Genomic DNA, 12,484 nt, shown 5'->3' on the forward strand with positions numbered 1-12,484 from the left:
CAAAAGTGTGCCTGGCTTCTAATTCACACACCTTTAAAACTAAATTTAAATACTTAAGTATTATTTTTTATTTTTATACCCGCCGTAAAGAAACGTTTTCAAGTGAAAACCTTTCAATGAAAAAAACGCCAATTTTTAACCAGCTATTAAAAATATATTTTTTTAAATAAAAAGCACGTTTTTGATTCCTCAAAAACTAAAAGGTTGTTATTTTTCATGACGGGGAAAGGCGGGATTTGCTTCCCGTAAGGATTTCCTTTTCCCAAAAATAAAATAATATCTGTTAAGGAGTAACTCATGAAAAAGGCCCTTTCGATATTTGCCAGCGGCGCCCTGGCATTAAGCCTAGCGGCATCTGCCACTGCCGAAGACAAGCGCTATATCGTTACATTCAAAGAAGGCAAGGGGGAGTCCGTCAGGTCTCTGGTTCAGCAAAACGGCGGCCGTAAAGCGCTTGACGTCCGCAACCATAACGCTATGGCCGCACACCTGCCGTCAAAAGCATTAATGGCACTACGCAGGAACCCCAATGTCGCCTTTATTGAAGAGGATCTGAAACGCTATCCATTGTCTCAGGAAGTACCTTACGGTATCCCTATGGTACAGGCAGACCAGCTCAGCGATTTACAAGCTGGCAACCGCACCGTATGTATCATTGATTCCGGTTACGACCTGGCCCACGAAGACCTGTCAGGCAATGCCGTTACCGGTAGCAACGATCCAGAGGGCACTGGCAACTGGTATGAAGATCAAAATGGCCATGGTACCCATGTAGCCGGCACTATTGCCGCCATGAATAATAACGCTGGCGTTGTGGGGGTAATGCCTAACAGCAATATCAATCTGCACATCGTCAAAGTATTTGGTGCTGATGGCTGGGCTTACTCTTCATCCCTGATTGCCGCTGCAGAAGATTGTGCAGCGAATGGTGCAAATGTAATTAATATGAGCCTCGGTGGTGACAGAGCCAGCTTCTTTGAGAGACGCGGTTTCGATAATCTCAATAAACGCGGCATTCTCTCAATCGCCGCCGCTGGTAATGATGGCAATACCCGTCATAACTACCCTGCCTCTTACAACTCCGTTGTATCTGTAGCAGCGATCGACAGCAACAAAAACATCGCAGGTTTCTCCCAGCAAACCAATCAGGTTGAACTCGCTGGGCCTGGCGTGCAGGTATTATCCTCCATCCCCACTGGCAGCGGCCAGGCAGCCACCCTAGAAGTAGCAGGGGCTGAAGTCGAAGCCGCAGCTATGACTGGTACTCCCATTGGGACGATTACCGGAGCCTTGGAAGATTGTGGTACCGCTGAGTCTGCCTGCGTAAGCGCAGCAGGTAAAATCTGTTTAATTCAACGTGGCAATATCAGCTTTGCTGATAAAGTTCTGAACTGTGAAGCCGGTGGTGGTGTTGGAGCGATCATCTATAACAACGTACCCGGAATGCTTTACGGTACCCATGGTGGCGTGGAGACTCATATTCCTTCCGTGGGTATTTCCGATGCGGATGGCAGCGCTTTATTAACCCAGCTGGGTGCCAGTGCCACGATAGAGACCGAAGTACAGGATTACGCCTACTTTAATGGCACCTCCATGGCGACCCCACATGTTGCTGGTGTAGCTGCTCTGGTTTGGAGCCACTACCCGAACTGTAGCAACAGCGAAATTCGCACAGCCCTGCATGCTACCGCAGAGGATCTGGGTGATGCAGGCCGTGACAATGCCTATGGTTATGGCTTGGTTCAAGCCAAAGCCGCATTTGATTACCTGGCGGCCAATGGTTGCACCGGCTCCATGTAATTCTGATCGAACCTTCTCAGATGGGGGAGCTTATTACTCCCCCTTTGGGAAGGATTTATCCTCTGATTAGAATTAGCAGTCAGCAGCTGAAATAATATGGCCTGTTATTGTGGGAACAGCCAAGAGTGCTCTGAGCTATAGCTTTCCAGAAATAGAAGCTCTAAATACTTACATAATGTTTAATATTTTATAAGTATCCAATTTCCCCAACAAAAATCTGCTCGCCAGGTTATAAAAGGCCAGAAGTTGCTTCCAGCCTTTATCTGCAAACACTATTTACCAGCCACCTGCTTTACTTGATCATTAAGGACCGCGTGTTGCATGCCGATGGTCCCCAATGCCTCTACAGGCAAAAATACCTTGTTGTTTGACTCAGCCATTTTATCTAGGACTTCCAAGGTTCTATAAGCCAGATATTTATCCGTCACCGATTTGGCAAGCAGATCATTGACCTCTTTCTGTCCAATCGCTTTTTCACGGGCAATGGCACGATTCATTTTTTCCCTCTCCAAATCGCGCTCCATCTGTATCTTCTGAATCTGAAATTGAGCTTTTTCCTGCTCTATGAGTTCACGGCGCTCGGCCGCACGCTCTTTAGCCTGAGTGATGACCTTAGGAAATTATATATCCGCCAGTCCCAAACGCTTAATCTCTATGGGTGTGCCTTTTAGGGCTTTGGATACCTCATTAAACAGCTCGTGGCTCAGAGACTCTCGGCTTGAAGCAATCTCATTGATGGAGTACTTGGCTACAACACGGCGTACCACATCTCTAATTACCGGCTGTGCATAAGTACCATAAACGCGATTTACCGAAATATTGTCATTGTCAGGCGGAATACGATCGAAAACACTATCGATAGCCTCTCTACTGATGGCACCGGTCATACGTACATCAAAGCTCATATTAAGCTGATCTTTGGGCATAAAGACTTTAAATTTTTCCAAATGACCAAAGTCTGCAATTGTCATTGTGACCAACTTGTCACAATAAAACATACACATATCCAAGCGAAACTTGGAAGGCGGTACCACTTCGGGCTTGTAGCCACTCTCCGTTAACACCTTGCCAACATGTGCAGGCGGCACTTCTACCCGCTCACCACAAGCGGACAACATAAAAAGGGAAGCCGCCAGGCCCGCAACTGAAACAAAACGCATTTTCAACACCAATCAATAAAAAAACAAGATATTGCATTTACTCACATACAACAAGACAGAGAAATTAAGTGAAAGATGTTACAATCGATAAAAATTTAAATCTGATTTATCGAAATAAAAAATATGCAATTAGAATTTATAACCGCAACACTATTTAATCTCGGCATCAACCTAATCTACACAGTTTTGGCTCTTTTTATTGGAATAATCGCCTTAATAACAATCGACAAAAAACTGCTACGTACAGTAGACATCGAAGGTGAATTGAAAAATGGCAATATCGCAGTTTCTATCTTTGCGTCCACAATTCTGATTTTTGTTGCCATCATTATTTCTTTCGGATTGAAAGGGTAAAAACGTGTATAAATGGATTGTCCCCTTGCTTATTTTCTCTGTGCTGTTAACACTGCCAGAAATTCTACGCAATACAATTCAAGAGCCTGAATTAAAACCTTCGTCGGAGCAGCCCCTCAATTCAGCAAGTAGGGCCTATGGTTCTACTAACGCTGACACCATAGATCGCCAAAATGGGGTGGTAAGAGTAGTGGGTACCAGCTATCCACTATCGGAAGAAACAATCCAACAGGTAGTGGCCAAGCGTTCTCTTGAAGAGAGCGCACAGGTTTCCATCTGGAATTGGCAAGGGCTGGAGGCAGTCACAGCTACTGCAAGAGGGCTGGATAAACAGCACCATTTTGCCAATAGCTACCTGGTGGGCTTCAAGCCTTTCCAAACCCGCGAGCTTTGGGTACCGCTATATACTTTGGCGATGCAAAAAGAGTATCAGTACGACCATCTGCAGTATGCCGGACTTTCCGATATCTGGCAGACATCCCGTCAGGCTTATTATCAAAAGCGCGGCGACTGCGAAGATCATGCCATCTTACTGGCCGACTGGCTGATTGAGCTGGGCGTGGACGCGCGAGTAGCACTAGGGACACACAAAGGCCAGGGACACGCCTGGGTAGTTGCCATATTGGATGGCCAGGAGTACCTACTGGAAGCCACCAGCAAACGGCGTCAGACCAGCTGGCAAGCGATGCCATTGGCAGCCCTGGCAGAAGGTTATGAAGTAGAGTTCCAGTTTAACCGCCATTTCTTCTGGGCAAAACGCAATTCCGCCTCTACGAGAAAGTATCGCGGCAGTCACTGGATAAAAAAATCTCAGTTCATTCGCAGCTGATCTTGCCTGGGATCACCCGGCAATTATTCCGGGTGATCTCAGGCTTAATCTCAAACGCGACAAGACTCAGATTGGTGAACCCGGTGGCATCGCTTTAATATCCCCGGCTTTTACTTCAAGTTCACCGCGCATGAAAGATTCAATGCGTTTGGCTTGGAAATAATAATGGGCATTGTATCCCTGCGAACCTTCACCAAATAATTTTTTCTGCCCAAGTGCCAATTGGAATTTGGCCAGCTGTAATTGTGCCTTGGCTCGTATCGATTCAGCGGCAGTGCGATCACTAGCAAGCAGCATCAGCTTCTGGATGTATACATGGTTGATACGCTGGTGAATTGACGCGTGTAAACCGGAATAGTGTTCATTATTTAGAGCTCCCGTGGTAAGCCTCTCTAATAGGCTATCGAATGCGGGAATTTCACTACTACGTGCATTCTGCTGATCCATACGTGCCGCCCGCTGTGGGTCCATCAGGATCGACAGGGTGTGACCCGCTGCTGCTTCGGCCAAAGCCACTGCGTCGAAGGCAACACCGGTGTGAGAGGGGAAACTCTCCCTGGTGCGTTCATAACCATAGGATTTGGGGGGAATTAGCTGAAGAACCTGTTCTGACAATGCCAAAAATTCTGGCGACAGAGTTTCAACTAGCGCATCAATGGCTTGCTGTTGGCGCTCAGCCGGTACTAGCGTGTAGCTATTCTGCTCAGCGCCGTTATATAAGTAATCGTAATCCAGCCCACCAATCAACTTGCCCACGGCTTCGGCCTGATAACGATGCCCGTAGTAAACTGGCACCAGGGTCTCCTCCAGGTCAGAGCGAGGTGCGGATTTGGGATTTGCCGCGCGGGAGAAATTATCCAGAGCATGGCGGCGCAGCTCGGTTAAACGGCTGAACTCTTCCAGGGGATCCCTGCCGTTATCCCATAAATGGGAGGCTGCATGAGCATTGTTTATCGCGCGGGAATCGGGGTCAGAAATAAAGCGTAGCTTTTGCTTCTCCGCTTCTTCGATGATGTTATCCAGATAGGACTGTTCCTCCCCACTGTTTCCGTAGCCATAACGAATTGCTAACTTATCCCAATCGCCAATACCAGTGGCATATGCCTCGGAGAAATCCAGCTCGGTGTCCAACAGGGCAATCAGCGGCGCCGGATAATCCATCACGGAAGCGCGCTCTACGGCACTCGCGGCAAAATTATGCGCAAGACCCAGGGTATGCCCCACTTCGTGAGCAGACAGCTGACGAATTCGAGCTAACGCCATCGCCTGCAAGGCCTGAGTATTAGCAGATATATCGGAATAGGGCTGCAAAAGCCCCTGGGCGATTAGAAAGTCCTGGCGTACACGCAGGGAGCCCAGAGTTACATTACCCTTGAGAATCTCGCCGGTACGGGGGTCAAAAACAGAATACCCATAGGACCAACCACGGGTGGAGCGGTGTACCCAATTGATTACGTTGTAACGCACATCCAGCGGATCTACACCTTCCGGCAAGATTTCCACGCGGAAGGCGTCCTTATAACCGGCTGCAGTAAAAGCCTGGTTCCACCAACTGGCTCCCTCTACCAACGCGCTGCGTACAGGCTCCGGCACACCGGAGTCTACGTAATAAACAATAGGCTCAACCACTTCATCACTACCCGGTTTTTTCTCCAGGCGGTGCCGGTAGATAAGGCGCTGATCCAGAGGCTGGTCAATTGCCGTAGCGTAATCACGGAAAGTGAAGGGGAAATAACCGCTGCGGCTGTGAAATACCCGCGGCTGGTACTGTTTATCAGGAAGCTCTATTAGGGAGATATGCTGACGCAGCGAAACCAGGGTGGGAGTTGGCACCACTTCACGCAAATACTTACCTGGCTTGCTACCAGAAAAAGTCAGTTGAGCCTCAAACTCACTGTTCTTGGGGAAATTTTTGGTGCGGGGCAAGTAGATTGCGGACTTGGACTTATCCACAGAGTAATTGCCTTGCTCCGCCTGTTTCAAGCGAGCACTAATACCGTGCTGATCGCTGAGCAGGAAAGGCGTAAAGTCCACCAGGGCAACGCCACCCTCCTGTGCCAAGGTTTCAAAACCCCAGAGCACAGAAGAGGCAAAAGCCTCCTCCACCGCGCGGCGTTCTGCCAGGTTTTCTGATTCAGCGCGATAGTTGGCGTTCACTTGGTGCATTAGCACCCTGTTACCCACACGTTGGAACTTAACCAAACGGCTCTCGCCTATCTGATTGCGGTCCAGACCCACAGGGTTGGATCCAAGCCCCTGGGCCAGACCGGTGAGAAGCAGCAGTTCACGCTCAAACTCATTAATCTGCAACAGCACCCGACCGCTGTTTTCATCCCAATAGAAATCGTGATAACCACTGTACTTGCGCATATCCGCCGTGTACTCGGCGATATCTCCAGACCGAGCCACTGTGCTTAACAACACTAAGCACAGAGCCATCAACTGCCTGCTGAATGACATTTGCCATCCCCCAATTCTTAATTATTTAGAGCCAATACCCTGCAGCACCATCACCGCATTGAACCGCGGCCTAGGGTAGCACTTAGAGAAGTCCCGATCTGTATAAAAAATAACCTGCAATTTTTTCCTATTCTCTGCATCTATTCACAGCCCCTACCTCGTCTCAATGGGAAAGGTACAATACAGAGATATAAATATGTGGAAGCCACTTGCGATATCAGCCCTAATCAGCCTGGGTGGAGCCAGCCAAGTTATGGCACTTGAGTCCATTCATATCGATACTGACAACTGTGAGTCCACCCTGGATTACACCGTAAAAGTGGGGTCCGATTTTTTCGAAATACACGAGGATAGCGATAAGCAGCAATTGGTGTCTTTTCACTCACCTGCACAGCTAATAGTAAATGGAGACATGATCACCCTGGATGATCAACAACAAGAGCTGTTACAGGAATATCGCCAAAAACTGCATGCAGCCGGCCGTGATACCTTGCTAGTCACTTTAGAGGCCGTAGATATCGCTATGGATGGCTTATCTATTGCTATTAGCGCCCTGGCCGGGCCAGATCATCCAGAAAATCAAGAGCTTAAGCAGTTCTCTGCAGATTTAATCCAGCGCACCGAAGATCGTCTCAATCGCGAGGGAGAAATCTACTATCTCGGCGATACTGAGATTGGTAACTTTATCGACGAGACGATTTCTGAAGAATTTGAGCCCCGCATCGAACGCTTGGCCAAGGATGCCGCAGGAACTATTGCCTGGCACGCACTCAAAGCAGCCTTCACTGGCGGTCAGAGTATTGAGGAGCGTGTTACCGAGGAAGCGGAAGAACTACTGGAACAACGCGCTGAGCAAATTGAACACACTGCGGAGCAGCTATGTGCTTCCCTGCAATCCATCGACCGACTGGAATCAAAAATTCACCTGACAGTGCCCGCATTGGGTGATTACGACTTGGTTAAAATAAAATAATTCTACCTCTTTTATCCCCCCAAACCTGGCCGCTATGCGGCCTTTTTTATCTAAGGAAAACTCCCTCGATTTGCTTTAGGAGGTAAAGCTGGCCATCATCTAATGATAAAGCACTTGAAAATATTCTGTAGGTAAATCCAACTTGAATATCCCATTAAAATTATTTTTTATGCAATAACCAGTCAACACTCAACAGTAAAAATATAAAAGTAATATTCGGCCAGTAAAATTTTTAAGCAATTATGAATTGAGAGCTTGAACTCCACCATATATTGGCTTCCCCCGCCCTCAAATCATATTAACTTTTACTCTTCACTAATTTGAATTAGTACTTACATCCAAATAAGTAGGCAAGCCTTCCTGACCAGCATGGTCTACCGCAATGATTTTATATCGATAAGTAGCATCCTGCTCCACATCAGAATCCCTATAGGATAATTGACGTGTTTTATCTATAAGTTCCTCTCCACGAAAGATCTTATAATGATGCACACCACCATTCTTGATGGTTTCATTCCAGGACAAATTTACCTGCCAATCAGAGACCGTATATTTGAACCCCGTAACTTGAGCGGGCGGAGGATGGTTACCATAAGTACAGGGTACTATATCCCTACCTAAGCCATCGGTACATTGATCAATATTCTTATTTTTCTTCTCAGAAGCATTCCAGTTTTTGGCTATTCCTCCGGTACACATATTGTCTACACAGAAAGGAAGGTCATAATTAAGACACGTCCTGCAAGTTTTAAATCCATATCCATCAGTGAAGGGAATGTCACCTTTATTCAACGAAGGAAAGTAATTACAGACCAGTACATGTGCGCCATCGTTGTAGGCAGGATTATTAGAACCAACAATACTATCGCATTCCGCTACAGCACAGCCTACATAGCGGGTTTCTCCATGGCATACCTGGGCCCAATGTCCGCATGTTTCATCATGACAAAATTTCATATCCCAATCATAAGAATTACTTTCAGCGTACCAGGATTCAACTGAACCAGCCCATGTTTCAGCGCTATATTGCGATGCCGGCGGATTGAAAATATTGATTGAAACATTCTCTCCAATTTCAATATTACCTGCTGGCAACACAAAAGAGACTTCATCTTTAACTTTATCGAAAGATTGCCTAATTCCCTCCGCTTCATTAAAGTGTCCAAAATAACACGCAGAAGCTCTCTCCTTCGCCATCTTGGCCAAAGCCTCATCCCAGAAAAGTGTCTGCATATTACCGGAACTCTCTGGGCCGTTACCCTCTCCAGCTTCTCCCATAGCACACCTTTGGCGATACTCATTGTGGGTATCCAGCATTACGCGCTTTTGCTCCAATGAGAGCTCAAAGGATCCATTGCCATTAGGGTCAACAGTAACAACAGAAAAATTAACAGATTTTTCAGCACCATCAGTTAATGTGAAAGTGACGGTATCTGTGACCGCACCCCCTGAACTGAGACTCTGCGCTGTGTCATTCAAGGTATATTCCCAGTCACCGACGTCGGTAATACTAAAATCACCATAATTCCCAGCAATGCTACTCTCAACAAATCCTGGGGTATTGCTGTCGACATCTATGATTTTCAGAGTACCCTTGGCTTCTTCACTGCTCCCCACGAGTAAAGTAGCAAGAGGGGATTCGGGGCTAAAAGTGTAAGCATCATCCGCACCTGTCACCTGAATAGTAATTAATGTGATGTCATCACCTATTCCAACACCAACCATAAATTCATCAATTGCCAATTCATCAGCGCTTAAGGGGTCAGCCAGGCCCGCATCCAGGGTATAGCTCCAGGTACCATCAAGAGAAACATCAAGCAGACCGTATTTTCCCCATTCATTAAGCTTTCCAAAAGTTTGCTCGGCATCAACGCTATCAATCAACTTGCCAGAGGTAGAAGTCTCATTATCCTCGCTAACGCTACCTTCACCGCCACTAATAGTATCGGGACTAGGGTCGGGATCGGGATCGGGATCAGGATCAGGATCAGGATCAGAGGTCCCACCGCCATTATTATCAATAACCCCAGGATTATTAACTTTCTCACTATTAGAGCTGCCTCCGCCCCCTCCACAGGCAACCAGAAATGCGGATAAAGAAATAGCTGTGATCAGCTTAAATAGCTCACTCATATCAGTCTCGGTGAATATAGTTGTGCTTGGTATAAATCCCGGCGGATTATATTAATGATGGCCCTCTATTCTGTGAAATCTATTAGATATTATTGTTTCAATATTGGCTTAACTTTGTTTCCAATTAACGAACAATAGAAAAAGATAAATAACATGAACGAGAAAAAAGAACGCTACTTAATAGAGATCCCACCCACACATCTTACTCATCAAATGCACACTTTTAAAAAAACCAAATATAAATAGATAGAAAACTTTTAGCTTTTAATTAAACCCTTCAATTTATAAACTCATTTGGCAAACAGATATCATATAAGTTTCAAAGAGCTTTCACTTTCAAAAAGAAAACAAAAATGATACATACTCACATTATAAAGAAAGCTTAGACCTCATAAAAAATTGGCACTTATTTACCTTTAACTTACTTAACCTAAGGCAAGTACTTTCTCAATTTATTCAGGGAGCATATCCAGACAACCAGAAGGCCTCTCTTATCCAGCATGGTCTACAGCAATTATTCTATAGCGACAGTTTATATTATTTCGCTTCTAAATCATTGTAACTTAGATGGCGAGTTCTGCCAGGAAATCCTCATCACGAAATATCTTATAGTGATGCACACCACCATTCTTGATATATTAAATCCAGGGTAAATTACCTTGTTGTCAGCTAAACTATATTTAAATTCAGTCACTTGTAGTGATGATCGCCAAGGGTTATAAACAATCCAAGGTACAACACCTCCATCCAAACCATCGCCATAATGATCTACAAAATTATTTTTTCTGAAACATTCCAATCTTTGGCTTTCCCCCTGTACACATATTGTCAACGCAAGAGCAAACAGCATAATTCTGGCAGATTCTAAAATCTTCACAGCTTAAACCATTAACTAATGGGATACGGTGTCTTTTATCTACCAAGGAAAAATAATTACACACCACAACATGTGCGCCATTGTTATAGGTAGGATTACTAGAAACAACAATATTATCGCCTTCCGCCACAGTACGGCCCGCATAGCGGATTCCCCCATGACAAAGCGGTGCCTAATAACCACGTGTCTCCGCATGACAAAATTCACTATCCTAAACATATCCATAGCTTTCATAGCACCAATACTTTACTGAGCCAATCCAAGTCTTGGGCCATATTGCGATGGGGGAAAATTAATAGGATTAACTGAAGAACTTTCGCCAATTCCAACATTGCCAGCAGCTAGCACAAATATATTTCACCTTTAACTTTTTATTTATTCTTATCAAAAACTGAACTTCAGCAGGTAAACAATCCATATGAATATTTAATCTACCATTAAAATAAACATAAATTCCAGGTAGGCACCCACTAAACTTTTAGTTGTTTTTCACTTTAGCAAAAATCACTACAATCCTTTGATAAATTTAATTGCATCATCGGCACTGGTTTTTGCATTTTCAACATGAACCATATGCCCAATATTTTCATAAGCTATCAATTGACTGCCAGATATTTTACCTGAAAAATAGCGACCCACCTCCAAGGGAATAATGTGGTCATCCGCACCCCAAATAAACAGAGTGGGAGTCTTGATATTTTCAAGACCGTTAAGTGGTTGAAAATTTACAGTGGCATTAGCCACCAAATTAAGAACTGTTCCCCGGTTTTTTTTATAACGGGAGAGGAGGTAGATACGTTCCACCATTTTTTCAGGCAGCGCCGCTGGGTTGTAGAAAAACCGTGCTTTTAACATTCTTCTAAGCAACCCACGGCTACCCAGATGAGAGACAAAGCGTCGCCCCCAGTGACTAAGTACAAATCGTGCCATAGCCGGAGGCATTTCCAACCCCTTGCCACATTGGTAACCACCCGGTGCAATCAAGATGGCAGCCTCTGCAGCATCGGGATGTTCAATCAGGTACCGCAATACTGCGTTGCCTCCAAAGGAATGGCCAACCAACACAAACTTTTCTAAGCCCATTGCCTCAATGAAGCGCCCAATAAAATCCGCCAGGTGTTTGGGGGTATAGGTGCCCCCCGGCAAGGGATCTGTGAGCCCATGGCCAGGGAGATCCACCAATATCAGGTGGTAATCCCTAGCCAAAACTTTTGCCCACTCCCCCCAACCCCCTAAGGAATCACCACCACCGTGAAAGCACAACAGCAACGGACGCCCCTCCCTGCCAACTTCCCGATAATTCACCGAGAAACCATCGGCAAAAGCCAACTGGTTGTAGGAAAAATTGGACAATTCATTACGGTTCAGATTTGGGCTAAAAAAAGCGATCCCCAGTAACCAGACAAAAATCAGTAAAAGTATTAAAACAATCCAGAATGTCATACTCACGACAGGGTCTCCCTGGCCCGTGCTGCTTGTCTATAAAAACGGTGTGATCTGATAAAGCATCAATTCATCGAAGTGAAAGTCAGTCCTTTAAGACTGGTCGAAGCAACAGCCACATAAAGGTGCATCAATAAAATCATAAATAGGCCACCGGCCAGGGTAAGCCAAAACCGGTTATAGCCCAGGCGACGCATAGACAGAAACCAGGCGCCAAGATTTAATAACTGCAATACTGCAGATAAGCCAGCCAGCAGTGCCGCTTCGGTATAGGCCAACCAATTGAGATTAAATGCAAGAGAGGGAGCCTGAATAATCACCGCTGCGGCCCCCAGCAAGGCTGCAGCCAAGCCAACATTGCGCACCGAATCGAAGGTGATTTCCAGTGCTCTTGGGTAATCGCTCATCTGCTCCATGCGCCAATGTTCTCAGTTCAGCCCACTTTAAAATTCATG

The 12,484-nt window shown here is 45.7% G+C and carries 11 protein-coding genes; 4 read left to right on the top strand and 7 right to left on the bottom strand.

Features of this window, described 5'->3' with window-relative positions:
• The first annotated feature begins 297 nt into the window (after nucleotides 1–297).
• The gene (locus tag ACJJIO_RS08290) at nucleotides 298–1,800 is read left to right on the top strand and encodes a S8 family serine peptidase (RefSeq protein ID WP_444910709.1); all 1,503 of its coding nucleotides are present in this window, start codon (nucleotides 298–300) and stop codon (nucleotides 1,798–1,800) included.
• A gap of 272 nt (nucleotides 1,801–2,072) precedes the next feature.
• Here ACJJIO_RS08290 and ACJJIO_RS08295 read toward each other — a convergent pair whose 3' ends face one another.
• Nucleotides 2,073–2,324 carry a hypothetical protein gene (locus tag ACJJIO_RS08295; protein ID WP_444910710.1) on the bottom strand — a complete coding sequence of 84 codons (252 nt, stop codon included), beginning with the start codon at nucleotides 2,322–2,324 and terminating at the stop codon, nucleotides 2,073–2,075.
• 96 nt (nucleotides 2,325–2,420) lie between these two features.
• Nucleotides 2,421–2,960 (bottom strand): SPFH domain-containing protein, encoded by a 540-nt coding sequence (locus ACJJIO_RS08300; protein ID WP_444910711.1) that lies wholly within the window; start codon nucleotides 2,958–2,960, stop codon nucleotides 2,421–2,423.
• 123 nt (nucleotides 2,961–3,083) lie between these two features.
• Here ACJJIO_RS08300 and ACJJIO_RS08305 point away from each other — a divergent pair, with 123 nt between their 5' ends.
• A complete protein-coding gene (locus ACJJIO_RS08305) occupies nucleotides 3,084–3,314 on the top strand; it encodes a DUF350 domain-containing protein (RefSeq protein WP_252083660.1) in 231 nt (76 codons plus the stop codon).
• Between the two features lie 4 nt (nucleotides 3,315–3,318).
• Complete coding sequence (locus ACJJIO_RS08310) at nucleotides 3,319–4,143, top strand: transglutaminase domain-containing protein (RefSeq protein WP_444883041.1); 825 nt, start codon at nucleotides 3,319–3,321, stop codon at nucleotides 4,141–4,143.
• 66 nt (nucleotides 4,144–4,209) lie between these two features.
• On the opposite strand, the gene ACJJIO_RS08315 is transcribed toward ACJJIO_RS08310, so the two are convergent.
• Nucleotides 4,210–6,603, bottom strand: coding sequence for a zinc-dependent metalloprotease (locus ACJJIO_RS08315; protein WP_444910712.1), 2,394 nt, complete (start codon nucleotides 6,601–6,603; stop codon nucleotides 4,210–4,212).
• A 196-nt stretch (nucleotides 6,604–6,799) separates the two neighbouring features.
• Here ACJJIO_RS08315 and ACJJIO_RS08320 point away from each other — a divergent pair, with 196 nt between their 5' ends.
• Nucleotides 6,800–7,576: a DUF2884 family protein gene (locus ACJJIO_RS08320; protein ID WP_444903350.1), complete on the top strand. Its 777-nt coding sequence runs from the start codon at nucleotides 6,800–6,802 to the stop codon at nucleotides 7,574–7,576.
• A gap of 315 nt (nucleotides 7,577–7,891) precedes the next feature.
• On the opposite strand, the gene ACJJIO_RS08325 is transcribed toward ACJJIO_RS08320, so the two are convergent.
• The 4 genes from ACJJIO_RS08325 to ACJJIO_RS08340 all read right to left on the bottom strand — a co-directional run bounded on the left by ACJJIO_RS08325 (nucleotide 7,892) and on the right by ACJJIO_RS08340 (nucleotide 12,436).
• Complete coding sequence (locus tag ACJJIO_RS08325) at nucleotides 7,892–9,709, bottom strand: VCBS domain-containing protein (protein ID WP_444910713.1); 1,818 nt, start codon at nucleotides 9,707–9,709, stop codon at nucleotides 7,892–7,894.
• 553 nt (nucleotides 9,710–10,262) lie between these two features.
• Nucleotides 10,263–10,586, bottom strand: coding sequence for a hypothetical protein (locus ACJJIO_RS08330; RefSeq protein WP_444910714.1), 324 nt, complete (start codon nucleotides 10,584–10,586; stop codon nucleotides 10,263–10,265).
• 507 nt (nucleotides 10,587–11,093) lie between these two features.
• Complete coding sequence (locus ACJJIO_RS08335) at nucleotides 11,094–12,029, bottom strand: alpha/beta fold hydrolase (protein ID WP_444888952.1); 936 nt, start codon at nucleotides 12,027–12,029, stop codon at nucleotides 11,094–11,096.
• Nucleotides 12,030–12,094: 65 nt separating this feature from the next.
• Nucleotides 12,095–12,436, bottom strand: coding sequence for a hypothetical protein (locus ACJJIO_RS08340; protein WP_444910715.1), 342 nt, complete (start codon nucleotides 12,434–12,436; stop codon nucleotides 12,095–12,097).
• Between the last annotated feature and the right edge of the window lie 48 nt (nucleotides 12,437–12,484).

It is taken from the genome of Microbulbifer mixtoriginis (SeqCode), assembly GCF_052467235.1.

Bases quoted from the DNA above. Each gene is read 5' to 3' on its own strand.
- ACJJIO_RS08320 (WP_444903350.1), top strand. From the start codon at position 6,800: ATGTGGAAGCCACTTGCGATATCAGCCCTAATCAGCCTGGGTGGAGCC.
- ACJJIO_RS08305 (WP_252083660.1), top strand. From the start codon at position 3,084: ATGCAATTAGAATTTATAACCGCAACACTATTTAATCTCGGCATCAAC.
- ACJJIO_RS08335 (WP_444888952.1), bottom strand. From the start codon at position 12,029: ATGACATTCTGGATTGTTTTAATACTTTTACTGATTTTTGTCTGGTTA.
- ACJJIO_RS08300 (WP_444910711.1), bottom strand. From the start codon at position 2,960: ATGCGTTTTGTTTCAGTTGCGGGCCTGGCGGCTTCCCTTTTTATGTTG.
- ACJJIO_RS08315 (WP_444910712.1), bottom strand. From the start codon at position 6,603: ATGTCATTCAGCAGGCAGTTGATGGCTCTGTGCTTAGTGTTGTTAAGC.
- ACJJIO_RS08290 (WP_444910709.1), top strand. From the start codon at position 298: ATGAAAAAGGCCCTTTCGATATTTGCCAGCGGCGCCCTGGCATTAAGC.
- ACJJIO_RS08340 (WP_444910715.1), bottom strand. From the start codon at position 12,436: ATGAGCGATTACCCAAGAGCACTGGAAATCACCTTCGATTCGGTGCGC.
- ACJJIO_RS08295 (WP_444910710.1), bottom strand. From the start codon at position 2,324: ATGGAGCGCGATTTGGAGAGGGAAAAAATGAATCGTGCCATTGCCCGT.
- ACJJIO_RS08325 (WP_444910713.1), bottom strand. From the start codon at position 9,709: ATGAGTGAGCTATTTAAGCTGATCACAGCTATTTCTTTATCCGCATTT.